The 22743-nt window shown below is 60.6% G+C and carries 27 protein-coding genes; 3 read left to right on the top strand and 24 right to left on the bottom strand.

What is annotated here, in order from left to right:
* The 4 genes from argF to V6K60_RS05290 all read right to left on the bottom strand — a co-directional run.
* Positions 1-922, bottom strand: a 922-nt coding sequence (gene argF, locus V6K60_RS05305; RefSeq protein WP_332449474.1) for an ornithine carbamoyltransferase, incomplete at its 3' end; no start/stop codon positions are given.
* Complete coding sequence (gene purD / locus V6K60_RS05300) at positions 919-2211, bottom strand: phosphoribosylamine--glycine ligase (protein ID WP_332449473.1); 1293 nt, start codon at positions 2209-2211, stop codon at positions 919-921. The genes argF and purD, both read right to left, overlap by 4 nt.
* 25 nt (positions 2212-2236) lie before the next feature.
* Positions 2237-2749, bottom strand: coding sequence for an orotate phosphoribosyltransferase (gene pyrE, locus V6K60_RS05295; protein ID WP_332449472.1), 513 nt, complete (start codon positions 2747-2749; stop codon positions 2237-2239).
* Positions 2743-3243 (bottom strand): CDP-2,3-bis-(O-geranylgeranyl)-sn-glycerol synthase, encoded by a 501-nt coding sequence (locus V6K60_RS05290; protein ID WP_332449475.1) that lies wholly within the window; start codon positions 3241-3243, stop codon positions 2743-2745. The genes pyrE and V6K60_RS05290 overlap by 7 nt, the downstream gene beginning before the upstream one ends.
* Positions 3244-3384: 141 nt before the next feature.
* On the opposite strand from V6K60_RS05290, the gene tes reads away from it, so the two are divergent.
* The gene (gene tes / locus V6K60_RS05285; protein ID WP_332449471.1) at positions 3385-4854 is read left to right on the top strand and encodes a tetraether lipid synthase Tes; all 1470 of its coding nucleotides are present in this window, start codon (positions 3385-3387) and stop codon (positions 4852-4854) included.
* A 59-nt stretch (positions 4855-4913) separates the two neighbouring features.
* Here the strand turns inward: tes and V6K60_RS05280 are convergent, their stop codons facing one another.
* The 11 genes from V6K60_RS05280 to V6K60_RS05230 all read right to left on the bottom strand — a co-directional run bounded on the left by V6K60_RS05280 (position 4914) and on the right by V6K60_RS05230 (position 13253).
* The gene (locus V6K60_RS05280) at positions 4914-5852 is read right to left on the bottom strand and encodes an ornithine cyclodeaminase family protein (RefSeq protein ID WP_332449470.1); all 939 of its coding nucleotides are present in this window, start codon (positions 5850-5852) and stop codon (positions 4914-4916) included.
* A 239-nt stretch (positions 5853-6091) separates the two neighbouring features.
* On the bottom strand, positions 6092-6763 hold the full coding sequence (locus V6K60_RS05275) for a roadblock/LC7 domain-containing protein (protein ID WP_332449469.1): 672 nt from the start codon (positions 6761-6763) through the stop codon (positions 6092-6094).
* Between the two features lie 4 nt (positions 6764-6767).
* The gene (locus tag V6K60_RS05270; RefSeq protein WP_332449468.1) at positions 6768-7115 is read right to left on the bottom strand and encodes a roadblock/LC7 domain-containing protein; all 348 of its coding nucleotides are present in this window, start codon (positions 7113-7115) and stop codon (positions 6768-6770) included.
* Between the two features lie 10 nt (positions 7116-7125).
* Entirely contained in the window at positions 7126-8493 is a 1368-nt protein-coding gene (locus tag V6K60_RS05265) for a Ni/Fe hydrogenase subunit alpha (protein WP_332449467.1), read from the bottom strand.
* Entirely contained in the window at positions 8490-9410 is a 921-nt protein-coding gene (locus V6K60_RS05260; RefSeq protein ID WP_332449466.1) for a F420-nonreducing hydrogenase, read from the bottom strand. Before V6K60_RS05260 ends, V6K60_RS05265 begins: the two co-directional genes overlap by 4 nt.
* Before the next feature lie 6 nt (positions 9411-9416).
* Positions 9417-9980, bottom strand: coding sequence for a hydrocarbon binding protein (contains V4R domain) (locus tag V6K60_RS05255; RefSeq protein ID WP_332449465.1), 564 nt, complete (start codon positions 9978-9980; stop codon positions 9417-9419).
* Positions 9980-10222: a 4Fe-4S dicluster domain-containing protein gene (locus tag V6K60_RS05250; protein WP_442919550.1), complete on the bottom strand. Its 243-nt coding sequence runs from the start codon at positions 10220-10222 to the stop codon at positions 9980-9982. Before V6K60_RS05250 ends, V6K60_RS05255 begins: the two co-directional genes overlap by 1 nt.
* 452 nt (positions 10223-10674) lie before the next feature.
* Positions 10675-11463 (bottom strand): cell division ATPase MinD, encoded by a 789-nt coding sequence (minD, locus tag V6K60_RS05245; RefSeq protein WP_332449463.1) that lies wholly within the window; start codon positions 11461-11463, stop codon positions 10675-10677.
* A gap of 39 nt (positions 11464-11502) precedes the next feature.
* Positions 11503-12018, bottom strand: a complete 516-nt coding sequence (locus tag V6K60_RS05240; RefSeq protein WP_332449462.1) for a hypothetical protein — start codon at positions 12016-12018, stop codon at positions 11503-11505.
* A gap of 20 nt (positions 12019-12038) precedes the next feature.
* Positions 12039-12677: a hypothetical protein gene (locus V6K60_RS05235; RefSeq protein ID WP_332449461.1), complete on the bottom strand. Its 639-nt coding sequence runs from the start codon at positions 12675-12677 to the stop codon at positions 12039-12041.
* Positions 12678-12767: 90 nt separating this feature from the next.
* A complete protein-coding gene (locus V6K60_RS05230; protein ID WP_332449460.1) occupies positions 12768-13253 on the bottom strand; it encodes a hydrogenase maturation protease in 486 nt (161 codons plus the stop codon).
* A 94-nt stretch (positions 13254-13347) separates the two neighbouring features.
* On the opposite strand from V6K60_RS05230, the gene V6K60_RS05225 reads away from it, so the two are divergent.
* Positions 13348-14142 (top strand): ATP-grasp domain-containing protein, encoded by a 795-nt coding sequence (locus V6K60_RS05225; RefSeq protein ID WP_332449459.1) that lies wholly within the window; start codon positions 13348-13350, stop codon positions 14140-14142.
* A gap of 90 nt (positions 14143-14232) precedes the next feature.
* Here the strand turns inward: V6K60_RS05225 and V6K60_RS05220 are convergent, their stop codons facing one another.
* Both V6K60_RS05220 and dnaG read right to left on the bottom strand, forming a co-directional pair.
* Positions 14233-14517 carry a UPF0058 family protein gene (locus V6K60_RS05220; RefSeq protein ID WP_332449458.1) on the bottom strand — a complete coding sequence of 95 codons (285 nt, stop codon included), beginning with the start codon at positions 14515-14517 and terminating at the stop codon, positions 14233-14235.
* A 63-nt stretch (positions 14518-14580) separates the two neighbouring features.
* Positions 14581-15786 carry a DNA primase DnaG gene (dnaG, locus tag V6K60_RS05215; protein ID WP_332449457.1) on the bottom strand — a complete coding sequence of 402 codons (1206 nt, stop codon included), beginning with the start codon at positions 15784-15786 and terminating at the stop codon, positions 14581-14583.
* A gap of 327 nt (positions 15787-16113) precedes the next feature.
* Between dnaG and tnpB the strand changes: the two genes are divergently transcribed.
* Positions 16114-17229 carry an IS200/IS605 family element RNA-guided endonuclease TnpB gene (gene tnpB / locus V6K60_RS05210; RefSeq protein WP_332449456.1) on the top strand — a complete coding sequence of 372 codons (1116 nt, stop codon included), beginning with the start codon at positions 16114-16116 and terminating at the stop codon, positions 17227-17229.
* Between the two features lie 143 nt (positions 17230-17372).
* On the opposite strand, the gene V6K60_RS05205 is transcribed toward tnpB, so the two are convergent.
* The 7 genes from V6K60_RS05205 to V6K60_RS05175 all read right to left on the bottom strand — a co-directional run bounded on the left by V6K60_RS05205 (position 17373) and on the right by V6K60_RS05175 (position 22146).
* Entirely contained in the window at positions 17373-17687 is a 315-nt protein-coding gene (locus tag V6K60_RS05205) for a DUF167 domain-containing protein (protein ID WP_332449455.1), read from the bottom strand.
* A 206-nt stretch (positions 17688-17893) separates the two neighbouring features.
* A complete protein-coding gene (locus V6K60_RS05200; protein WP_332449454.1) occupies positions 17894-19147 on the bottom strand; it encodes a dihydroorotase in 1254 nt (417 codons plus the stop codon).
* Complete coding sequence (locus V6K60_RS05195) at positions 19144-20055, bottom strand: DUF2156 domain-containing protein (protein ID WP_332449453.1); 912 nt, start codon at positions 20053-20055, stop codon at positions 19144-19146. Before V6K60_RS05195 ends, V6K60_RS05200 begins: the two co-directional genes overlap by 4 nt.
* A 7-nt stretch (positions 20056-20062) precedes the next feature.
* Positions 20063-20494: a GNAT family N-acetyltransferase gene (locus tag V6K60_RS05190; protein WP_332449452.1), complete on the bottom strand. Its 432-nt coding sequence runs from the start codon at positions 20492-20494 to the stop codon at positions 20063-20065.
* 91 nt (positions 20495-20585) lie between these two features.
* Positions 20586-21581 carry a hydrogenase expression/formation protein HypE gene (hypE, locus tag V6K60_RS05185; RefSeq protein WP_332449451.1) on the bottom strand — a complete coding sequence of 332 codons (996 nt, stop codon included), beginning with the start codon at positions 21579-21581 and terminating at the stop codon, positions 20586-20588.
* A complete protein-coding gene (locus V6K60_RS05180) occupies positions 21578-21919 on the bottom strand; it encodes a hydrogenase maturation nickel metallochaperone HypA/HybF (RefSeq protein WP_332449450.1) in 342 nt (113 codons plus the stop codon). The genes hypE and V6K60_RS05180 overlap by 4 nt, the downstream gene beginning before the upstream one ends.
* Positions 21919-22146, bottom strand: a complete 228-nt coding sequence (locus V6K60_RS05175) for a HypC/HybG/HupF family hydrogenase formation chaperone (RefSeq protein ID WP_332449449.1) — start codon at positions 22144-22146, stop codon at positions 21919-21921. Before V6K60_RS05175 ends, V6K60_RS05180 begins: the two co-directional genes overlap by 1 nt.
* Between the last annotated feature and the right edge of the window lie 597 nt (positions 22147-22743).

The raw sequence follows: 22743 nt of genomic DNA, 5'->3' as shown, positions 1-22743 counted from the left end.
CCGACGGCATGCCGCCGGCGATCAGCCGCAGGAGCAGCGCCTTCTGGGCGTGGAGCCGGTTCTCGGCCTGGTCCCAGACGATGCTCTGCGGCCCTTCCATCACCTCGTCGGTGATCTCCTCGCCCCGGTGGGCGGGGAGACAGTGCATCACGAGAGCGTCGGGTGGTGCGCGGCGAAGGAGGCGGGAGTCGATCGTGTAGTCTTTGAGGTTTCGCAGGCGCTCGGCCCGCTCCTGCTCGTCGCCCATCGAGACCCAGATGTCGGTGTAGAGGACGTCCGCGTCACGGACCGCTTCCTCCGGGTCCGTGACGACGCTGACCCTGCCTCCTGCCGCACGTGCCTGATCGATGATCGCATCCTTCGGCTGATAGCCCGGAGGGCTTGCGACCGCGATCTCCATCCCGGTCAGGGTCGAGGAGAGTATCCACGAGTTGCAGACGTTGTTGCCGTCCCCGATCCAGGCAAGTTTCAGGTCGTGGAGATCACCGAACCGCTCGCTCAGGGTCATGATATCGGCCAGCACCTGGCAAGGGTGCAGCCGGTCGGATAACCCGTTGATGACCGGGACAGTCGAGTAGCGGGCGAACTCCTCGATGGTGGTGTGCTCGTAGGCGCGGATCATCACCGCGTCGACGTAGCGGGCAAGCACCCGTGCCGTATCCCGGATCTCTTCGCCCCGCCCGAGCTGCATATCCTGGGGGTTCAAGAAGAGCGCATGGCCGCCGAGATCGGTCATCCCAACCTCGAACGAGACTCGGGTGCGGGTGGACGCCTTCTCGAAGATCATCCCGAGGCTCTTTCCCTTGAGAAACTCGTGCGCGGTCCCTATCGACTTCAGCCTCTTTACGTGCACCGCGTCGGCGATGATACTCTCAAGTTCGTACTCGTCGATATCGATGATCGAGAGAAAATCCTTCTTCATGCAATCTCCTTCATGTGTCGGCATCGCCTATCGAGGATCTCCCGGGTGCCGATGTCCCTGCGGTGGAAGACGCGCCCTGTTACCGAGGATGCCGCCTTCTCGGCGCTCACCTCGGCCTCTTCAAGTGTCTCGCCCCTCCCGACGAACGCAAGCGTCCGCGAAGTCCGGGTATAGAGCGTCCCGTCCCGCTCCTCGACGTTTGCGTAGTAGAGCAAAGCGTCACCGTAGTCGCCAAGGGTGAGAGGCTCGCGGGTTACTGGAGCCTCCGGATAACCTTCGGGGACAAGGTACTTGCAGACCGTCGCTTGATTCGCGAACCTGACGTGCGACGGTGCAAGGTCACCCTCGACGATATGGCGCGCGATCGCGGAGAAGTCAGATTCCAGGAGCGAAAGAACGTTCATCGCCTCAGGGTCACCGAAACGGGCGTTGAACTCGATGACCTTCGGGCCGTCACGGGTGTTCATGAACTGGCCGTAGAGGATCCCCCGGTACGGCGTCCCCTCGTCCTGCATGGCTGCGACCGTATCTTCCATGATCCGGAGCGCCTTCTCATAATCCGAGCGGGTGACGAAGGGGAGCATATGGTCCGGCATAGAATATGAACCCATCCCTCCGGTGTTCGGCCCCACGTCCCCCTCGTATGCACGTTTGTGGTCCTGCACAAGCGGCATGGGCACCAGGTGCTTGCCGTCGACGAACGCCTGGAGGGTGAACTCCTCCCCGAGGAGCCGCTCTTCCAGCACGACGTCTCCCCCGAGCTCCCGGACGTACTCGACCGCCCCTGCGGCATCGACATGTTCACCCATGATCCGCACGCCCTTCCCACCGGTCAGCCCGATGGGCTTGATGGCAAGGTCGCCGTCGTATGCCTCGATGAACCGGCGTGCCTCCTCCGGGTCATGGCAGACCCGGTACTCCGGACACCCCGCGATCCCGTGTCGCTCCATCAGCCGGCGGCAGAACGCCTTATCCGTCTCAAGCCGGGCCGCTGCGCGGGTCGGCCCCACGCAGGGTATCCCCGCCGCTTCGAGGTGATCGACGATTCCCACTTCAAGGGGGGCCTCCGGTCCGATGATTGCGATCTCGAGCGCATTCTCGGTGGCGAATCGTACTATCTCCGGGATATTGGTCTCTTTCTCGAGGAGCACCTGTTCCGCGAGCCGGGTTATCCCCGGATTCTTGCGTGCCATGACAGAAAATATTCTCATGCCGCTGTTGCAGGAAAGCGCCCTGGTGATCGCATGCTCCCTGCCACCACCGCCTACAACGAGTATTTTCATATCCATCTATCTACTCGCCTCTAAAAAATGTTTATCCGTCGAGCAGCTCGCTGACCCGCACAAGTGCAAGAAGTGATGCACCTTTTTCTGCAAGCGCTTCCCGGGCGCCTCCTTCCCGGTCGACGACAGTCACGACCCGGTCGACGTGTGCGCCTGCGGCACGCAGCGCCGAAAGACCGTAGAGAGCGCTTCCCCCGGACGTGGTCACGTCCTCGACCAGGAGCACGTTCTTCCCGGCAACATCGCCGATGATCGTCCCGGCTTTGCCGTGGTCCTTCTCTTCCTTTCGGATGATGGCATACGGCCGGCCGCTCGCAAGCGAGACCGCGACAGCGATCGGCACGGCGCCGACCGCCACCCCGGCCACAGTATCGAACTCGTGGCCTTCGGCAATGGTCTTCCCGATTGCCGCAAGGATGGTGGGGTTCGTTGTTGCGGCCTTGATGTCGATGTAGTAGGAACTCCGTGCTCCTGAGGCGAGGAGAAAGTCCCCGAACTCGATAGCACCACTCTCAAGCAACAGTGTCGCGATTGGATTCACCATGGTACCTCTTTTACTCCGATGTAATACCCGATAATGTTCACTATTCGATGGAGGAGGGGCGTCAGGATGATGACCCCGATCGCTATAGGTAATGTAATATTCTCGAACAACCACCCGGGGTTGAACAGGAGGATGAGCACGAAGGCGCCGATAACCAGATCATACTGGTCGGCAAGGAACCAGGACTCGCCCCGGTCCTTGCCCAGCCTCCGCTTCAGGAAGCTCTTGATGAGATCGCCCAGGAGCGCGCCCGTCGCGAGGAGTGTCACGGAGAGGAGCGTATGCTGGGGGAGTCCGGTCAGGTCAAAGGCTGAGAAGGCCCAGATCTGGACGAGACCTACCAGTATGCCAGAGAGAACCCCGCCAAAGAACCCCCGGTAGGTCTTGCCGTCGCCAAAGATCCGCCTTCCGTCGCGGAATGTCTTCCCGAAGTCGATGGGCGTCCCGCCGCCGAAGACTGCGGCGGCTGAGTTCGGGACGTATGCCGGAATCATGATCCAGAGTGCCGCGAGCCCCGAGAAGATCCAGAGTCCGATGTTGGTATCAATGAACGTCAATACCCGGTACAATCAGTAGTTATAAAGATTAACGTGTCGAAATATGAGATACGAATGAACGATGGGCACGGTGAGAGTATGCTGATAAAAAAGACAAAGAGCCTCTGTCCAACGTGCGGTCGCGTGCTCGACGCTGATGTTGTTGAGGAAGAGGGAGAGGTCTGGCTGGTCCGTACCTGCCCTGAGCACGGCGTGTACCGGGCCCTTTACTGGTCGGACGCGGAGATGTATCGGAGGTTCGACGCCTACGAGCGCATAGGGGAAGGGATCTCGAACCATCAGACGACTGCATCTCCGGCAGGGTGCCCGAACGACTGCGGCGCCTGTGAGAACCACCGGTCGACGACGTTGCTCGCGAACATCGACCTGACGAACCGGTGTAACCTCAACTGTGACTTCTGCTTTGCAAACGCCCGGGCATGCGGCTTTGTCTACGAGCCGACCTTCGACCAGGTCGTCGGGATGCTCTCCATGCTGCGCGAGGAGAAACCCGTACCGACGCCTGCCGTCCAGTTCTCAGGCGGTGAGCCGACGATGCGCGATGATCTCCCGGAGATCATCCGGAAGGCGAAAGAACTCGGGATGTCCCAGGTGCAGGTCGCAACAAACGGCATCAGGATCGCGCAGGAGCCCGATTACGCTCTCCAGCTCAAGGAAGCAGGGCTCTCCACCGTCTACCTGCACTTTGACGGGGTAAGCCGCGAGACGAACTCGAAACTCGCGAGTGACCGGCGGGCCATAGAGAACTGCGAGAAGATCCATCTCGGGGTGGTGCTGGTGCCTACGGTTATCAAGGGCAGGAACGACCACGAAGTGGGCGCCATCATCAAGTACGCCGCAGAGCATATCAAGGCCATCCGCGGCGTCAACTTCCAGCCGGTAGCATTCACCGGGGCTGCAAGTGAGGATGATGTGAAGAAAGAGCGGATCACCATTCCGGAACTTGCAGAACGGATCGAGGAGCAGACGGACGGTGTTATCAAGAAAGACTACTTCTACCCCGTGCCCTGTGTCGTCCCGATCTCCGATCTCGTTGAGGCGTATACGGGCAAACCCCAGATCGCGTTCACCACACACCAGCACTGTGGTGCGGCGACCTACGTCTTCGTCACCGAAGACGGGATGGTCCCGATCAACAAGATGGTGGACGTCGACACCTTCTTCGAGTCGATCGAGAAGATGGCGGCAAAATTCGCGAAAGGCGGGTCGATCAATAAGTATATGACCCTTGTCGAGGGGGTCAAAGACCTCTACATCTCCACGCGGAAAGCGGAGCAGGATAACACCACGGAGTTTATGAAACTGATCGGAAAGGCCCTGATCATGCAGAACTTCGAGGCGCTGCGCGACTTCCACTGGAACGCCCTCTTCATCGGCACGATGCACTTCATGGACTCCTACAACTACGACCTTGACCGGGTGCAGAGGTGCTGCATCCACTACGCGACCCCCGACGGCCGCGTCATCCCGTTCTGCACCTACAACAGCGGCCCGGTCCACCGGGAAAAGGTCTGGAAAGCCTTCGCGCAGCCGGAGAAGGAAGAGTAACCGCTATTTTAGGGAGAGGGGCCGCCTGCCCTTCCCCTGGAGCCCGCAGAGAGAGAGGATCAGGGGAACGGGAGGTCATACCCATTCCCCTCCTGCACAGCCAGGGTAGCGATGACGATATCCTGTATGGCAAGCCCGGTGGAGTCAAAGACCGTGATGGCGTTGGGGGACGACCGTCCCTTCTTCCCGATGACGACCTCGCCGAGGGTTCCTGCAATCCGGGCAGGCTCGTAGATGCCGGCACTGATCGGAACGTTCACCTCACCCGAATGGACCGCCTGCCCGGGGTCGTCGACGAAGACCTCCGCCTTCAGCAGGAGTGCAGGGTCCAGTTCCTGCTTCCCGGGAGCGTCTGCGCCGATGGCGTTGATGTGCGTTCCCTCGTGGACCCAGTCCGCCATCACAAGGGGTCTCTTCGACGGGGTCGTCGTGAGCAGCACGTCACAGTCGCAGGCCCGTTCGATCGAGACGCTCCGGGCGTTGTAGTCGGCGTAGCGCGCTGCAAACGCTTCCACACTCTTCTCGGTCCTGCTCCAGACCCGGATCTCCTCGATCGTGAGCGCCGCCGCGGTCGCCTCCACGAGCGCCTCTGCCTGCCGACCGGTCCCTATGACGCCGAGGGTGACGGATTGCCGGGTTGCGAGGTGCTTTGCCGCGACGGCACCCGCGGCGCCGGTGCGCATCGCCGTAAGTTCGGTGGCGTTGATGATAGCCGTCGGCAGGCCCGTCGTCACATCGATCAGGACCGTGAGCGCCATGACGGTCGGGAGGCCGTGCTCCCGGTTATCCGGGTGGACGTTGACGATCTTCACCCCGGCGATCCCGAGTGCCGGGAGGTAGGCGGGCATCGTCCGGAAGTCTCCTGTCTCAACAAACGTCACGTAGACTTTTGGCGGCATCTGGACGTTCCCTCGTGCGTGCTCGGCAAAAACAGCCTCGATCGCTGCATTCACGGCGGCATAGGACGGGTACCCGGAGTGGACGGGGTAGTATTTCATCCGACCACCCGGGAGCGGGGCTCCCCGGATCTCCGGTGGGGTCTGGATGCCGTCTCCCGGGATTCTGCTCTGAAGATGAGGTGCATATACCTCTCGGTCATGCTTCAGATGTATTAATGCGTAGGGTTTGAAGCGGCAGAGCGCATAGATGGTGTCGAAGAAAGGATCGATGGCAGCCCCGCCCCCGGGCACGCCCACGAGTATGGCAAAAGGGATTACCGGACCCGGTCCGGCGCCGCTCAGGCGGGTCTGTCCTGTATGCCCCGTATCGAAAGCCGGATCAGGCCGAGGTTGGCGTCGGGCTTCGCGAGTATGCAGAGGGAGAGGTCCCCATAAGGCGCAATGATCAGTTTCCCTGCCGGGGTCTCCAGGATCATCTGGGAGAGGTCTCCCATCGCCATATCGGCGGTGATACGGGTGCCGGCGCGGAGCAGGTCTTCGGCGATCGCGGCCACCTGCTCGAAGTCCGCGGTGCCGAGCGACTGGAGGGCAAACCCTTCGTGGAAGACCGAGACGGCAATGACACCCGGTTGCCGTGCGACCTGTTCAAGACCGTCCACACCCCTTGTTCCGTTCCGGACGGCAAGTTTTGCACCGTCCTTGCTGACCTGGCACCCCATCTCACGAACAGTCTCACGGGCCGCCTCGGTCTCTTCGGCGGTGTACGCGATAAGTTCGTAGTTGAGCGACGATTGATCGAGCAGGTGGCTGTAGGCCTTATCCCCACTGAGCAGCAGATCTCTCGCGGTATCCTCAAACGCGGCCGCATATGGGTTCCCCCCCTGGACCAGAAGAAAACCGGTCCCGCTTGGACCGTTTACACGCACTGCTCCCGTGAAATGAGGGCTGATTGAAGCAAGAGCCGCAAGCGGCCCCTGCATTCGCCCGAGTGAGACGCCGTTCGGGAGCATCGTCTCACAGAGCAGCAGTTATCCGGTCCCGGTTCTTCTTCAGTTCGTACCGGATCCGCCCGACGTTGACGTTCGCGTTCGCCACGATGGCGATCAGTTCGTCCTCCGAGAGCGGGGAGAGCAGGATGGGCCCGTTCTCCAGTTCGACGAGCATCTGGTGCATCTCTCCCTTCCCGAGCTCGTTGCTCATCGCCTCAGACGTACCCATGCCGGTCGAGGCCATCGCGCCCAGGGCCTCGACGTCGATCTCTCCGGCAACGACGCTCTCGATCACAAAACCGTCCCGTCCCGCCACGACTGCGGCGGTAACCCCGTCAAGTTTCAGGAATTCACCCAGGATCTGTTTCAACATCTCCATCGCCTCACGTTCTTCTGACGCACTCGATCCGGAGGGGCATCCGCCCGATCGCGTGCGTTGCGCACGATATGCAGGGGTCGTACGCTCTGATGATCATCTCGATGCGGTTTGCCGCCCCTTCGGTCAGCGCCCCGTTCTCCACCACCCGGCGCGCCATATCTTCCACGCCCCGGTCGATCGCGTAGTTGTTCTGGCAGGTCGCCACGATCAGGTTGCACCGCTCGATGATGCCGGCCTCGTTGACGGTGTAGTCGTGGATCAGGGTCCCCCGGGGAGCCTCGATGATGCCGACGCCGCGCCGGTTGACGACCTTTCCGACCGGGGTCCGTACATCGGGCCCGGTGATGCCGGGGTCCGAGAGCAGGTTCACCGCCCGCTCGCACGAGGCGATGAACTCAATGTAACGTGCCAGGTGGTAGGCGAGCGCAGCCTGAGAGACGGTCCCGAACCGCTCGCGGTACTCCGCAAGAGCAGCGTCCGCGTGCTCTGTGCCCATCCTCTCCACGATGTTGAGCCGGGCGAGCGGCCCGACCCGGTAGTAGTCTCCGCCCTTGAACCGTGCGAACTTCAGGTAGGACCAGTCCTCCGAGTACTCCTCGATGAAGTTCGTGTAATCCGCGCCGGAGAACGAGCCGATCCTGCCCCCGTCAGGGTCGAGCATCGCGACCGGCCCGTCGCAGGTCGTGTAGAGCCCGTGATTGGTCATGCCCATGAACGCCGTCCTGACGGCCCCGATATCGGTATCGACGCCGTCGAGGAGGTTTCGTGCAATATCCCATCCTTCACGGGCGATTGTGAGCGCCTCGCCAGCCATAGTCGCCAGTTCCGCCCGCTTCCCTTCCGTCAGCGGTGCCGACATCCCTCCCGGCAGAGCGTTTGCCGGGTGGATGGGCTTACCGCCGACCGCTTCCGTCAGGCGCTGGCCGAACTTCCGGACCTCTATCGCCTTCTTCGCGATCTCGGGTGAATGGCGGGCAAGCCCGATGACGTTCCTCTCGCCGGCAGGCGCGTCGTGGCCCAGGATGAAATCGGGGGCCGCGAGCATGAAGAAGTGGAGGGCGTGAGAGTGAACGAACTGACCGAGGTTGAGGAGTTCCCTGAGTTTCTTTCCGGTCGCGGGCGGTTCGACGCCGAAGATCCGGTCGGTCGCCTTCGCCGCCGCCAGGTGGTGCGCCGAGGGGCATATCCCGCAGATGCGGGGAGTGATCCGGGGGGCCTCCTCGATCGCCGCCCCGACGAGGAACTTCTCAAACCCTCTCAGTTCGACGACCTGGAAGTGGGCCGAATCGACCGCACCCCGGTCGTCGAGGAAGATCCTGACGCCGGCATGCCCTTCAATCCGTGTGACCGGGCTGATCGTGATCTCCTTCATCTGCTCCTCTCCTTGACGAGGTCCCGGATCTTCGATGTCTCCTTATCCTCCATGATCAGGCTCCCGATGGTGAAGGCATACATCGTGTGGGCGACGTCGTAGAGTTCCTTCTCCACCTCTTTTGCCGGTTTATCGGTGAGGTCCGAGATCCTCCGGACCATCATGCCATGGATGTCCCGGCAGGGCTCGCGGAGGATGTCGAGCGACGGCCCGTTGCACCCGTGGCACGGGATACCGTTCTTCGGGCAGGTCGCAGAGCACCTCCCGAAGGTGACGCTCCCGAGACAGAGGTAGCCCTGCCCGAGCAGGCAGTGCTCGCGGTCGGGGACCCCCTCGTGCCGCCGCGAGAGCGTCCAGTTCTCGACCGGGCCCATGGTCCGGTCGCACTCCGAACAGACGGATTTTCGCGAGAGTTCGAGGGTATTTCCCGCGATCATCGCCGGGATGATCTTCTTCAGGAACGCCTCTTTGGGGGGGCAGCCCGTGACGTAATAATCGACCTTCACGAGGTCGCCCACCGCGAACGCCCGGTAGAGGAACGGAGGCACATCCGTCGGGATGACGCCGTCGGGCCTCGTCGTCTCCACCTCCCGGTAGACGCACGAGAAGAGGTCATCGTTCGAGTTCAGCATCGAGAGGCCCGATATCCCCCCGTAGCAGGCGCAGGTCCCGAGCGCCACGAGCGTCTTTGATCGTTTCCGGATCTTCTCGAGCCGCTCCTGGTTCTCCTCGTTCCTGACCGCTCCCGTTACGAACGCGATATCGATCCCCTCCGGGGGCTCCTTCGCATCCATGATCACCGGGGAGTAGACGATATCCGCCCCCGCGACAACGTCGAGGAGCATCTCGTGGAGATCAAGGACCGCGATCGTGCAGCCGGAACATCCTGCCAGTTCCTCAATAGCGATCTTCATCATTCCGCCTCATTTCAGAACCAGTTTCTTCAAGCAGGCGTTCGGGCCGGTATGGACGATCTCCAGCCTGGCCTTTCTGCCGGTGATCTCCTCGATCGCCCCGACGACGTAGCCGAAGAGTGTCTGGCAGAGCGGACCGCCCTGGTCGAGACCGTTGCGCCGGAGCGTCTGGCGGACGATGCAGTCGTGGAAGACGAGATAGATGAAGGTCTCGCCGTTCTCTTCGATGATGAACGTCTCCTTGTCCTCGGGCTTCCAGACCTCGAAGGAGTACTGGCCGCGAAGCAGGTCAGAGAGTTCGTGAAGTGCTCCCTCGACGTCATCGCGTTTCTGGAAGTATTTGGCGACCTCGTGCCCGAACTTCTTCCCGGCACGGTAGGTGACTGCGTTTGCCCCCCTGCCCGCAATCTCTTCGAGCGACTTGATGACGAGACCGTTGAGTTTCATCACGCCGTGGAGCGTCTGTTCCATCTCTTTTGGCCGCGGCGAACATTCGAGGGGTATCTCCTCAGGACGGTAGACGAGATCGGAATGAAAAGAATCGTGCAACTCGTCGATGTAGCCCGCGCTCATCAGACCACCTTCCGAAGCATCTCACAGACTTTGATATCGATGTAATGCCTCCGGGAAGCGTAGATGCCACGGTGCTCGAGTGCCTGAGCCGGGCAGATCTCGTGGCAGGACAGGCACCCCATGCAGTTATTCGGCCTGACCGGTACACTCACATTCTCCTGGAGTTCGTACACGTGCATCGGGCAGTCCTTGACGCAGAGGCCGCATCCGACGCACGCGTCCTTATCCACACGTATCTCCATTATGAGCCTCTGAATGTGGTTACCACGTTCTGCTATTAAAACATACTTATATATAGTTTATTTGCCACGAACATTTCCTTGATACCGCGGACTTTGGAGATTTTATTCATTCTCACGGCATCTTTTGGTTGTCCTGGAGTTCCCGGGAACCTCACGAGGGAAGCCCCATCCCCGGGTTCACAGCAGAAAAGAGATCGACACAGCAGGAAAGGGACTGAATGAGAGACCGTTCTTCTCTGTCCCGGGCCTCCGGCGCTTTACTCGGGCGCGGGCCGGAAGGGGAGCAAACGGCATCGGTGAGAACGGGGGTTGGAAGATGCAAGAAAGGCCCGGGCTTTAGCCCGTGGAGCGTGTCAATCCGCCGTGCGGGTCGTTCTCCTCACGTGCACCGGCACGTCGCGGACCCAAACGTTCTAAAAAGGTAACGGCGGTGGCGAGGTACCCCTCAGCCTTCACGCCTTCGCCCGGAAGAGGGCACGGGCCAGCCGGTCGATGAACCCTTCCCGCGGTGCCGGCGCCGCATCCTCGACGTACTCGATCCCGGCTATGTCGGCGGAGATGCGCTTGAAGGCCCGCGATGCGTCGGATGTCGGGTACTTCACCACGACGGGCGCCCTGCCGGCCGATGCCCGCCGCACGTTCGGGTCTTCCGGTATGACCCCGAGCACCCGGACACCGAGGAGTTTCTCCATCTGGGCGCGGTTGAATTCGTCCCCACTGCCGACAACCCGGTTGATGATCGCCCCTTCGACGTGCCCGCCGACGGTCTCGGTCAGGATCTTCGTCTTTATAGCGTCGACGATCGAGGAGATCTCGGGGTTTACGACGAGGATCACCCCGTCGGCAACCGTCAGCGGTATGACCCCGTCTTTGCTGATCCCCGCAGGGGCATCCAGGATCAGGACATCGAACTCGCTCACGAGATCGGTCATGACGTCTTTCAACCGGTCCGGGTTCGACTGCTGAAAGCCCTGTAGAGAGAGGCCGCATGGAACCACCTTCACGCCGAAGGGTCCCTGATAGATGGCATCCCTGACGCGCGCTTTGCCCGCCAGCACCTCGTGCAGGGTCACCGGCAGGTCCTCAAGCCCTAAGATGAGGCCGAGATTCGCCATACCGACGTCGGCATCCAGGATGCATGTCCTCTTCCCGTACCGGGCCATCATCGGCCCCAGGTTGGCTGTGACCGTCGTCTTACCGGTACCGCCCTTACCGGACGCAATTGTATACACTTTTACCATGGAATCACTCGTTGTTTAACACATTCTGGCTCATCGGCCTTACACCCAGTGCCGCAGGGCATCCCGGGTGTCCTCTTCGAGTGCGCGCATCTCTTCGGTGGAGAGGTGCTCTGACGGGCGGGCGATGCCGACCACCGTCTCCCCGCGGTAGGGGATGCCCAGGAGCTCTGCTCCGGTCTCGTCCTGCAGCCTTCCCTGGGTGTAGAGGTGACTGTACCGGGCCGCCTCGTCCTCGCCACCGGGCCGTGTCGAGCCGATGAGGAGGCCGTCTGCGGTCGCGAGCGTGAAGGACGCAAGGCTGTACTTCTCGCCTATTGCGCCCAGGGATTCTTCAAGGCTCCCCGTGGTTTGCGGGTTGAGCGCTGTCCGGAGCCTCGCGGGCTCGCCGGGGACCGGCTCCTCCGGAGACCCGGGAGGACTGCTGGTGCCTCCGTGATGCTGTCGGGCGAGTGCACGGTCGATCCTCGAGAGGAAGTATAGAATACCGGCGAAACCGGCAACTACCGTCACGGTGATGATACCGAGGAGAACCTCGGCGGTGCCTGTTAATACCATTCAGTAATCAGCTCCTGCTTTTACGCATCTTCGTTCTGGATGAGATGATCAAGGTGAATTCTCCGGAGCATATCCTTGCAATTTACCCTGAAATCGTTGACGAGTTGCTCAACGTTCATATCCTCCATGTTCTGGATGAGCATGTCCATATCGTCGCCCCCGGACGGAGGCGCCACAGCCGCCCCCTGTATGGGTTTTTCTCCCGGCACGGGAATTCGGTGACTCTCAGCGGGCGGTTCCGGATGATGAACCGGCAAAGGTGCCGCATCGATCTTCTTCGACCCGGCGGGCGGTCTCGTCCGCCCTGGAGCAACCCGGGCTCGCGGCGATCGTTTCTGGTCTTCTATCCCGGGTTCGGTGGTGGCGAACGGTCGGTTGAACTCCAGGGCGAGTTGTAACTGCTCAGGCGTCAGGAAGTTCAATTCTGCTGCCGCTTCGCTCTCTTTGCCCTCCAACAACGTATCCAGCGCGTGCTGCCCGTATATGCCCCCATATTCGGCAAGCACCGCCTGACCTTCGTTCAGCACCAGGGTGGCACGTTCACTACCAAGAATGATCGTGCAGATCCCGGTGAACCGTGCCGATCTCATCTCCTCTGCCAGGGCACGAACCGTCGTGGACTTGAAGAGACGATGAAATCGACCTCGTGGCAACTGCATATGGACTTCTTCAACTCAGTTGTATGAGATAAATCTTGCTATTTATATCTTTTGAATGGGTTGTGGTGCAGAGATCATCGTTCGGTTCATCTACGTACTCGTAAGAAGACCCTCGGCCTCGCAGCCCCATCTCCGCAGGAGTTCCTGGATCTTTTGTGTGGCAACCTGGATCCCTTCTTCGACCATCGGGTCTATCACCTGACTGAATGCCCGGGTCTCCCCGGTCTCGATCCCGACGGTCACCACCTCCCCGACGTACCCGAGCTCCCGGGCTATCGTCACCGCCTCTTTGATCCCGATGTCGTGGAGTGCGCATGCCGGCAGATCCCGGGAAGGCGGCGCTTCAAACGTGAGGACGTCCCCGATACGGTCGCTGACGCCCACCATGGCATCGACGATCACCACCTTCTCGTACGCCTCCATCAGCGGTATCAGGCCAAAACCCCCGGTTCCGCCGTCGATGCAGTCGACGCCGGCATATCTTCCTTCGAAGCGTTGCATCACCAGGATCCCCGCCCCATCGTTTCCCATGAGGGGGTTCCCGCACCCGATGATGCCGATCTGGTTCTTCTGCATGGTATTCTTCCCCATCGATTATATCCGGCGAGGTACAAAAGGGTACGGTAACCCGAAAATGAACTGTTCGTCCCGGGAGCGGGACGTGAGGCGCATGATCCATATCGTACCTAAACCGACCGATACGCCGGACGATAACTCGACCGGCGCTGTTATGCGGGAGCTGGAGAGAGCCGATGCCCGATACCGGGTCCTCGACCTCGGCACGATCGACCCCCTCAACTCCGGGCTTGAGAACGAACTTATCTGGGTCTGCGGGATCCGGCAGGACGGGCACCAGTTCGAGACCCTGAGCGTGCTCTCGCTCCATAACCGGGTGATCAACACACCCGGGAGCATCGTTGACTGTGCATCGAAAGCGATGACGTCGGCGCTCCTGCTGAAGAACGGGGTCCGGACACCGGAGACGGTCTACCTGCGATCGGAGACGCAGGCGCGGGACTTCCTTCTTCGGCACGGCAAGATCGTCTATAAACCGCTCTACGGGTATGACGGAAACGGTATCCGGCTGGTGACGGACCCGGGCGACCTCGGGCCGGGCCCCTGGTACCTGCAGGAGTACGTCAAGAACGACCGGGACTTCCGGGTCTTTGTTCTCGGCGGAGAGGCTGTCGGCGCGATAACCCGGATCTCTGAGGGCCTGATGCACAACATCCACCAGGGCGGGATCGGGACACCGGTCCCGATCGATGATGAGATGCGCGCCATCGCCGAGGCCTCGGCGTCGGCGATCGGGATCGACTACTGCGGTGTCGATCTTCTCCGGGACAGCGAAGGCTACACGGTCCTTGAGGTGAACGGGACACCGAACTGGCACTGCATGGCGGCGCCCATCCCGAGACTGCTGGCCGCGTACCTCATCGAGCATGAGCGCATGATGCGTGCCTGAGGAGAGGGGTGCCGGGGCCGGAGCCCCCGGCAACGTGTTTGCCCGCTGATTTCTGTCGTATTGGCGGGCAATGCATGAATGATGGGAATCTTACTGGAGATACTCGATCTCTTTCAAGGTCTTCTCTGCGAGTTCCTTCATCCTGGCAGAAATCCGACCGGATGACGAGAACTCCACATCCCTCATGGCGTTTGCAATCTCCGTCCCGAGTACGAATATTGCGTATTTATGCTCCATTTTACTTTTATGCACCTGAGAAGGGTCTATTTTCAATGCGTAGTATTGCGAGAACTTCAACTCCGGGTTTGCCATCTCAAAATAATCTTTAATCTCCGTAAGAATCCCATGTAAGGCAATTAATTCTTCTTTGTGCATATTCTCTCCCAGAGATAAAAATAGTGGATATAAATATTTATAAATTTGCACCCCGGATAACCATCATCCTATCTTTATAAGCCTGATGGCAAGGGGGCGTTTGATGATCCCCTTAAAGTCGCGGGCAGCCACGAATTCGAGATTCTTTCCCCCGATCTGATCGAGAAGTTTTTGGTCGACGATGCGATCGACGACAAGCCCTTCAACATCGCCGTTCAGGGTCTGGAGTGCGCCTTCGAGATCCGTAGCGCTCGATTCGAGGAGGACGGTGTAGTCTGGAGAGAGGAACCGCGCGATCTTTCTGTCCCGGACGCCGGCCATGTGCTCGCCGAGCGTCGAGGGAACTTTCCGGCTCTCCTCCTTCATCTCTCCCTGCTGCTCCAGCGGTTCTTCGCTCCCGGTGGGGCCGGCAGGTGGGGGCAGCCGCTCGCTCGCCTCCTCGTCGGAGGTCTGGTCGGTGACCCCCTCTACGGGCACCTTGTTCCGGAGCGCCTTGACGATCTCCTTGCGGCTCATCTCCTCGACGCTTTTGCCCCGCGGGCTGTATGCCACGAAGTCGATCTCGGCGACCTGGAGGAGTTCGCGGAGGATCAGCTCGCCGCCCCGGTCACCGTCGAGCAGGGTCGTTGCGGTCTTCTGCGAGCAGAGGTCGATGATAACGCGCGGGACGTTGGTCCCCTCGACCGCAACTGCGTTCTTGATCCCGTAGCGCAGCAGGTTGATCACGTCGGCCCGCCCTTCGACGAGGATGATGGCATCGGAGGCCACGACGTTCGGGCCCGCGTGGACCCGTTCCTCTCCGAGATACTCGAGTTTCTCTATCCTGATGACTTCCCGGACCTCATCGAGGAGGTCGTCGCTGTTTATGGCTCCTTCATCGAAATCCTCGAGGAGGAGTTCTTTCGCGCGCTCGACAATTTTGCGCCGTTTGGTCACCCGAATGTCCTCGATACGGTCGACCTTCACGCGGGCCGTGCACGGGCCGACCCTGTCGATCGTCTCGAGCGACGAAGCGAGGAGCGCGGTCTCCGCCCGGTCGAGCGAGGATGAGATGAGTATCTCCCCCCTGGTCTCTCCCCTCTTCGTGACGATCTGGACGTCGATCCTGCCGACACGCCCCGTCCTCTGTAAATCGCGCAGGTCAAGGTCTTCGCCGAGCAACCCTTCCGTCTGGCCAAAGATAGCGCCCACGACGTCGGGTTTGTCGACCACCCCCTCGATCTGCAGAGTAAGATGGATGAGATATTTTGTAGTTTCTGGTGAATACATGGAGTCTTGCCTCCTTCAGTACAAATTGATCGGCCCTATGCGCGCAGGATTTCATCCGCGCGGATATGATGATCAAGTATATATCGAAGGTGCAATTACTTAAATCAGATGGCATCAGGAACGTAAGGTTTTTCAAACCCAAAATCTAAAAATAAGTTCTCTGCGGTTTCGATTTTGATTATCCTTGCTATATATTTTATTTATCTTGTGGGGTTGAAGGGGCGGAGCGGGAAGACCCCGGCCTTCAGGCCGGGGATGAAAGCGGAGCCCTCTCGTCATACGATTACAGAAATCTATTTATCTCTATAAGTATAACAGATACTTGTAATGTTACAAGCCCACAAGTATCGGATCTATCCGACTCAAATGCAGATTCCGCTGCTCATGAGTCATATCCACGCTTGTCGGTTTGTGTACAACCATTCGTTAGAACAAAAGATCCGGGCATACGAGCAGACCGGAAAACGGTTGTCATGTTTCGATCTGAATAACCAACTTCCCACACTCAAATCTGAACATCCGTGGTTAACCGAGATTAACTCACAGTCGCTCCAGTATGCGAACCGGAATCTCGATAACGCTTTCACTCGATTCTTCCGTGAGAAGAAGGGATTCCCGAAGTTTAAGTCGAAGAAGAATCCGGTACAGTCATTTCAGATACCGCAACATTACCGTGTGGATTTCGAGTCTAACCGAGTCAAACTGCCGAAGATCGGCGACGTGAAAACGAAGTTACATCGTGTATTCACTGGAAAGATGAAATACGCGACGGTTTCGGTGACGTCTACCGGGAAATGGTTCATCAGTATTCTGGTTGATGATGAACAACCCGCGCCGAACCCGGTATCGTTTACGTCGGAAACTACGATCGGGATTGATGTCGGTCTGACCGATTTTGCAACCTTTTCGACCGGTGAGAAGGTTGCAAATCCTCGACATTTGAAGAACTCGTTGCAACGCCTGAAAGTGTTGCAACGACGTGTATCACGAAAAGTGAAAGGATCGAAGAATCGACAGAAAGCGATCCAAACATTGGCCCGATGTCATGAGAAGGTTGCAAACCAGCGGAATGATTTCCTGCATAAACTCTCTTTTCGAGTAGTGAGTGAGAACCAAGCCATAGCAGTGGAATCGTTAAACGTTGCTGGAATGCAGAAGAACCATAAATTGGCACAGAGTATCAGCGATGTATCGTGGAGTATATTTTTCACGATGCTGGATTACAAGTGCCGGAAGTACGGAAAGACTCTATTGAAGATCGGGCAGTTCGACCCGTCATCAAAAATTTGTAACTGCTGCGGGTACATTAACCGCGACCTAAAACTCTCGGATCGCGAATGGACGTGCCCTGATTGTGGTACCGTCCATGATCGAGATATTAACGCGGCAATCAATATCAAAACGTTCGCTCTACAAGATCAAAATCTTGTAGGCGTGATATAATAACAGGCGCGGAACGCGCCGAAGAGCCTGTGGACTTACCTCGGTGGAGGAAGGATGAAGCAGGAAGCCCCGCCCTTTAGGGCGGGGTAGTTCACAATAATTGCCCGGTTCCGGCACCTGTTCTGCCCCGGCTCAGTGGTGGATCAGGAATTATCGGAGAGCAATGCCAGGATTGTGGGTTTCGATAGGCCGGCTATTGCCACGGTCTTTGACGAAGACGTGTGCCCGGCGATGATGCTCACATCGGCGCGGGGTATGCAAAACGTCCCTGCGACGAGGTCGATGACGGCGCGGTTCGCCTTCCCCCCGACAGCGGGGGCCGTGACCTGACAGCGAATGCTCTTGCGCCATTCGTTGTAGCCGGCCGGAAACGACCTCTTTTTTGCGCCAGCCGTAACATCGAGGGCTAGAGTAACACCATTCCCGGTCTCGACGACGGCATCGGCGTATGGTTCCATAAGAAGAAGGTCTCCTGAAAGGAATGTCGCCTGACACTAACGATCGATGCTCACAGGCGGCTGGTGCCGGTCCTCACCCGATCGTACCCATATGCCAGGCGTGCCTGTCGCGCACCTGGGTTGTCCCGCGGATCATGTCCAGGCGTCTCGCCAGGTGATCACCCGGGGACCTAAAGATGCGCTTTATCGGCTCTCTATTATTTACTTTACGGGGATAAATATCCTCGCCCGGGGTACCATACCGGGTGCGCTTCCCGGCAATCCCCATCGGCGTAGGCCCGCCTGCCCCGGACGACCACCTCGTCCGGGAAGACGGCATCGAGCCCCTCGAACGGTGACCAGCCGCACCTGGCGTGGAGGCTCGACGCATCGATGCAGGTGACTTCATCCGGATAGAGGGCGAAATCCGCCCGATCGCCCGGGAGAAACCCTGCACGGGGGATGCCGAGGATGGCAGCAGGCCTCCACGACGTCTTCTCGATCACCGAGGCGAGAGAGATCTGCCCCCGGCGCACCGCTGCCATCAGGAGCGGCACCATCGTCTCGACCCCGGGGAGACCGGAGGGAGCCTCCTCAAAGGGCAGGCCCTTCTCGCGGAGCGTGTGCGGGGCGTGATCCGAGGCGATGACGTCGATCGCGTCCCAGCAGGACCAGAGGTCGCGCCGGGTCGCTTCGTCCCGGAGGGGGGGGTTCACCCGGGCCCGGGTATCGTCCCCGGCAAAGATCTCGTGCGAGAGGAAGAGGTGGTGCGGCGTCACCTCCACCGTGCCGCGGGCGGCCCGGATCGAGGCGGCGGTGCTCAGGTGGCAGAAGTGGAGCCGCATCCCCTCCGGAGCGAGGGCGGCGACTGCCTGGACGGCACGCGCCTCCCCGGCACCGGAACGCGTGCGGTCATGATCAGCGAGCGTCGCCGGCCCGGCGCCTCTGACCTCCTCGGCGTGGACCGTGGCAAGCCCTCCGAGGGCGTGGATGCGGGAGAGCAACCCTTTAAGGGTCTCCGGATCGAGCCCCTCACCATAGCTCGACGGCGCAGCAAAGGTCTCCCCGAAGGCCATCGCGCCGGCATCCCGCATCCCGGTGAGGTCGGCGCCCGGCGCGACGCCCGCGTTCACCGCAAACCCGCAGACGGCCTCTCTCTCCGCCTCGCGGACACGTGCCCGGAGGAGTTCGGGCGTGGTGATGGGGGGGATGGTGTTCGGCTGGTCGACGACGACCGTCACCCCGCCGGCGATCGCGCTCACCGTGCCCGTGCGCCAGTCCTCCTTCTCCGCCTGCACCCCGCCCCGCATGTGGACGTGCATATCGACCGCTCCCGGGAGGCAGGTATATCCGGTGCAGTCGATAGTCTCGTCAGCACGCACCGCGGCCCCAACGTGCCGGACGATACCCCCGGCGATGACGACGTCGGCGCGCCGACCCGTCGGGAGCACCACGTTCCGGAGCACCAGATCAACAGTCATCGACGACATAGTTCCAGGTCGTCCCGGGTCGCGTACCGCACCTCGACCATGTAGGCAGGGTGGTAGCGTGTCTTCGACTCGCGGAGCCCGGGCACGCCCATATCGCATTCCCGGTTGACATAGCGGTAACGTTCCCGGAGCGCGGCCGCCGCCCCGGTTGTGATCACCTTGTAGATGCCCGGGTAGGTGTCGGGGAGCGCCTTCTCAAAGTGGACGACTGCCATATCCGCGTTGACTTCATCGACGATCGATACGGCCCCGATGGTCTCGCCGATCCTGATGATCCACCCTTCTAGTCCGATAGTGAAGAAGTGGTTCACGGCAAAGAAGATGGCCTCTTTTTCGGAGGCAAGGATGGACTCGGAGTCGCAGTCCCGCCACTCGCACCAGATGACCAGGAACTCCCAGACTTCATTGATGTTCTCTTCGGTGATCTTCTCGACCGTATACGCGTACTCCCGCCCGAAGCGGTTGACCTGGCGCCGGATGGTGGCATAACCCTTTCCGGCGAGGTCTGCGAGGTCCTCGGTCCGGTAGATGTAGTCGAAGAACTCGCGCTGCTCGTGCAGGGGCAGGTCCGGGTAGAGGTTTCGGAGCCGCGCCTCGTTGATCGGGTCCAGCACCCAGAACGGCGTATCACCGCCCTCCTTTATCGCGAGATCGATGACGTCGCCGACCAGATCCGGGTTCTCCGGGCCGATCGGCATGCGAAACGACGTCACGCCGTTGATGGTGCTCGAAAGGACAAGCGAACCGTCCATCTCCAGAAAACGGTAGTCCGCATAGTGGTTCCAGCAGACGATGTTCGCAAACGTGTTGTCGCTATGCACCTGGGGGAATTTCCGGTAGTGCTCCGCGAAGAGGTCGCGATCGTTCAGGCTCACGGGTTTGAAGTCGGCAAATCTCAAGGAATACTCACCTCTCTTCCGGGTACCACCGCATGGGTGTGTGATTCTCCATTCTCCGGAAGCCAAGCGCGGTGTAGAATGGTTCTGTCCCGGGTTCGGCGACGAGGGCGACCCAGGTGACACCTGCAGAGGTACAGTAATCCAGAAGCGTTGATAAGATCATCGTTCCGATGCCCCGGCCCCGGTACCCGGGAAGGACGGTCAGGTCCTGGACGTAGGCATCCGAGACCCCGTCCGAGATAGCCCTGCCCATGCCGACCGCTCTCTCGGCCGACCGGTCGATGGCGACGGCAAAGGCAAAACTCCCCGCGATGAGGGCGCCGAGGCCTGCAGGGTCCCAGCTCTCGTTCCACCAGCCTGCGGCCCGGTAGTGGTCTGCAATCGTCTCTACATCCCAGACGTCCACCAGGCGGACCTCGATCTCTGTCTCCTCCGTCATTGTGTCAGGCCTCACCATATGAGAGAGAGTGGTAACAATCGTATATCACAGGCACGGTTCGCACCATCGGCGGGAAAAATTGGTTGTGGTTCTAGCAGACGCGCGGGACCGGATCGCCGATCGGCGGCTCGATGAACCGCTCCCCGCCTATGGAGGTCCGCATGATCACGTGCGATCCCTCGACGACCCTGCCGACGATCGCGGCGTCCCGCCCATAGGGATGCTTTCGGAGCGCCGCGAGGACGGCCTCGGCGTCGCCGGGCGCGACCCCCATGACGACTTTGCCCTCGTTCGCCACCTCGAGGGGGTCGATGCCGAGCATACCGGCGGCGCTCCGGACGCTCGCCCGGAACGGAAGGGCTTCTTCCTCGATGACGACGCCGACGCCGCTCTTCCTCGCCATCTCGTTGATGGCGTTCGCAAACCCGCCCCTTGTCGGGTCTTTCATGGCGTGGATATCGCCGGCCGCGAGCGCCTGCTCGACGAGCGTCCAGAGGGGGGAGACGTCGGAGTGGATCTGGCCGCCGAAGTCGAACCCCTCCCGGTGGGCCATGATGGCGATACCGTGGTCGCCGATGGTGCCGCTGACGATGATCACATCGCCGACGAGAAGGCCGTTGTCCCGGACCACCCGGTCGGCGACGCCGATCCCGGCGGTGTTGACGATGATGGTATCGAGCGCGCTCCGTTCAAGCACCTTCGTGTCTCCCGTGACGAGGTTTGCGCCGCATTCGCCGAGTGCGGCATCCATCGACGCGACGATCCGCTCGAGGTCGGCGACATCGAAGCCTTCGGGGATGACCATGCCGCACGAGAGGGCGATCGGCCGCCCGCCCATCATCGCAAGGTCGTTGATCGTCCCGCAGACGGCGATACGTCCGATATCCCCGCCGGGGAAGAAGATCGGCGAGACCACATGGTTATCAGTCGTAAAAACGATATTCTGGCCGTTCAAGGGGATGACCGCCCCGTCGTCGAGCGATTCGAGCCCTATTCCGCCGGCGTTGTTGTGCTCGAGGTTGGTGATGACACGCAGGAGTTCGCCCATCACCTCGCCGCCGGCACCGTGCATGAGGTTGACTTTCATTCTTCGTCCACTTCTATCTCGATGTTTGTTACTACGATCTCCATTCCAGCAATGATCTCCGGGAGTTTCCCGCACTCTGGACAGACAAACCGCTCGCTCCCCTCGTAACCGCAGGAGCAGCGGGAGCGCGCCTCGATATCCCGGCACGACAGCCGGGCGCCCGAGAAGAGCGGGTCGTCCTCGATGATGATGTTGAAGAGGAACTCCACCTGCTCGGGGTTCACCATCGCCATCTTCCCGACATCGACCGAGATGCACTTCACCTCTTTTGCGTTGTTCTCAAGCGCGGCCCGGCGGGCTGTCGTATAGATGTCGTAGGCGATGCTGTACTCGTGCATCACTCCTCCATCGCCGCGGCATGGACCTGCTTGAAGAGTTCGCGGGTCTCGAGCCCGTCCTCTCTGCTGAGGCGCTGGATGGCGAACCCGACGTGGACGAGCACGAACTCCCCGACTTTCACGTCGACGAGGTCGAGCCTGACCTCCTGTTGCAGGTCGCCGAAATCGACGACGCCGATGTTGCCCTCTTTTATCTCCAGTACCTCAGCGGGCATTGCAATACACATGGCTTCTCTTCCTCCCTGTTATGTTGTCCAGACGTCGAAAATAGTTGACCATTCTACACAGAAGAAACCCGGAGAGAGGCCGTTCCGGCCGGAGTGCGCCCTCCGGGTCTGCATAATTCGGTACTATACTTCGGTTCCGGTGTGTATAAAAGGTATGTCACCCCGGGTTCCGGCCCCTGCCGGGCGGGGGATGGCGATGCCTCGGGTTGCACAGTCTCCGATGCCGCTGACCTCCAGCCCTTCGACACTCGTGCGCGCGGGCCGGCCTGGCAGGGTCGGCGGATGTTTTTTGGGGCGGCGCGCTGTGGGAGGAATGCGAGGTGTGGTTCATGGCTGATGGAACAGGGGATCCGCAAGTTCCAGCAACTGCACCATTGGGATACGGCTTTCCTGATGTTGGGCCTCCCTTCCCTCCAGGCGCACAAACATGCACGGCTTTCCACCGGGCTCGCACCTGGCGGTGCTCGAACTCCGTTCCTGCCGGAACATCGTTTATCGCCACGCGGGGGTGGGGGCGGGGGGGGGGGGGGGGGGGGGGGGGGGGGGGGGGGGGGGGGGGGGGGGGGGGGGGGGGGGGGGGGGGGGGGGGGGGGGGGG

Source organism: Methanoculleus sp., from assembly GCF_036677455.1.
GTDB lineage: Archaea > Halobacteriota > Methanomicrobia > Methanomicrobiales > Methanoculleaceae > Methanoculleus.
This window is presented reverse-complemented; position numbering and strand designations above follow the sequence as displayed.

What these genes read in the sequence shown, in the direction of transcription:
- hypE (WP_332449451.1), bottom strand. Translation starts at nt 21,581, where the DNA reads ATGAAAGTCAACCTCATGCACGGTGCCGGCGGCGAGGTGATGGGCGAA.
- V6K60_RS05230 (WP_332449460.1), bottom strand. Translation starts at nt 13,253, where the DNA reads ATGCAGAAGAACCAGATCGGCATCATCGGGTGCGGGAACCCCCTCATG.
- pyrE (WP_332449472.1), bottom strand. Translation starts at nt 2,749, where the DNA reads ATGGTGAATCCAATCGCGACACTGTTGCTTGAGAGTGGTGCTATCGAG.
- V6K60_RS05275 (WP_332449469.1), bottom strand. Translation starts at nt 6,763, where the DNA reads ATGCTCCCGAACGGCGTCTCACTCGGGCGAATGCAGGGGCCGCTTGCG.
- dnaG (WP_332449457.1), bottom strand. Translation starts at nt 15,786, where the DNA reads ATGTATTCACCAGAAACTACAAAATATCTCATCCATCTTACTCTGCAG.
- V6K60_RS05290 (WP_332449475.1), bottom strand. Translation starts at nt 3,243, where the DNA reads ATGATTCCGGCATACGTCCCGAACTCAGCCGCCGCAGTCTTCGGCGGC.
- V6K60_RS05280 (WP_332449470.1), bottom strand. Translation starts at nt 5,852, where the DNA reads ATGAAATACTACCCCGTCCACTCCGGGTACCCGTCCTATGCCGCCGTG.
- V6K60_RS05205 (WP_332449455.1), bottom strand. Translation starts at nt 17,687, where the DNA reads ATGGAACCATACGCCGATGCCGTCGTCGAGACCGGGAATGGTGTTACT.
- V6K60_RS05240 (WP_332449462.1), bottom strand. Translation starts at nt 12,018, where the DNA reads ATGGTATTAACAGGCACCGCCGAGGTTCTCCTCGGTATCATCACCGTG.
- V6K60_RS05270 (WP_332449468.1), bottom strand. Translation starts at nt 7,115, where the DNA reads ATGTTGAAACAGATCCTGGGTGAATTCCTGAAACTTGACGGGGTTACC.
- V6K60_RS05175 (WP_332449449.1), bottom strand. Translation starts at nt 22,146, where the DNA reads ATGTGTATTGCAATGCCCGCTGAGGTACTGGAGATAAAAGAGGGCAAC.
- V6K60_RS05265 (WP_332449467.1), bottom strand. Translation starts at nt 8,493, where the DNA reads ATGAAGGAGATCACGATCAGCCCGGTCACACGGATTGAAGGGCATGCC.
- V6K60_RS05235 (WP_332449461.1), bottom strand. Translation starts at nt 12,677, where the DNA reads ATGCAGTTGCCACGAGGTCGATTTCATCGTCTCTTCAAGTCCACGACG.
- minD (WP_332449463.1), bottom strand. Translation starts at nt 11,463, where the DNA reads ATGGTAAAAGTGTATACAATTGCGTCCGGTAAGGGCGGTACCGGTAAG.
- V6K60_RS05190 (WP_332449452.1), bottom strand. Translation starts at nt 20,494, where the DNA reads ATGACGGAGGAGACAGAGATCGAGGTCCGCCTGGTGGACGTCTGGGAT.
- tnpB (WP_332449456.1), top strand. Translation starts at nt 16,114, where the DNA reads ATGTTACAAGCCCACAAGTATCGGATCTATCCGACTCAAATGCAGATT.
- tes (WP_332449471.1), top strand. Translation starts at nt 3,385, where the DNA reads ATGCTGATAAAAAAGACAAAGAGCCTCTGTCCAACGTGCGGTCGCGTG.
- V6K60_RS05180 (WP_332449450.1), bottom strand. Translation starts at nt 21,919, where the DNA reads ATGCACGAGTACAGCATCGCCTACGACATCTATACGACAGCCCGCCGG.
- V6K60_RS05225 (WP_332449459.1), top strand. Translation starts at nt 13,348, where the DNA reads ATGATCCATATCGTACCTAAACCGACCGATACGCCGGACGATAACTCG.
- purD (WP_332449473.1), bottom strand. Translation starts at nt 2,211, where the DNA reads ATGGATATGAAAATACTCGTTGTAGGCGGTGGTGGCAGGGAGCATGCG.
- V6K60_RS05250 (WP_442919550.1), bottom strand. Translation starts at nt 10,222, where the DNA reads ATGGAGATACGTGTGGATAAGGACGCGTGCGTCGGATGCGGCCTCTGC.
- V6K60_RS05220 (WP_332449458.1), bottom strand. Translation starts at nt 14,517, where the DNA reads ATGCACAAAGAAGAATTAATTGCCTTACATGGGATTCTTACGGAGATT.
- V6K60_RS05200 (WP_332449454.1), bottom strand. Translation starts at nt 19,147, where the DNA reads ATGACTGTTGATCTGGTGCTCCGGAACGTGGTGCTCCCGACGGGTCGG.
- V6K60_RS05255 (WP_332449465.1), bottom strand. Translation starts at nt 9,980, where the DNA reads ATGAGCGCGGGCTACATCGACGAGTTGCACGATTCTTTTCATTCCGAT.
- V6K60_RS05260 (WP_332449466.1), bottom strand. Translation starts at nt 9,410, where the DNA reads ATGATGAAGATCGCTATTGAGGAACTGGCAGGATGTTCCGGCTGCACG.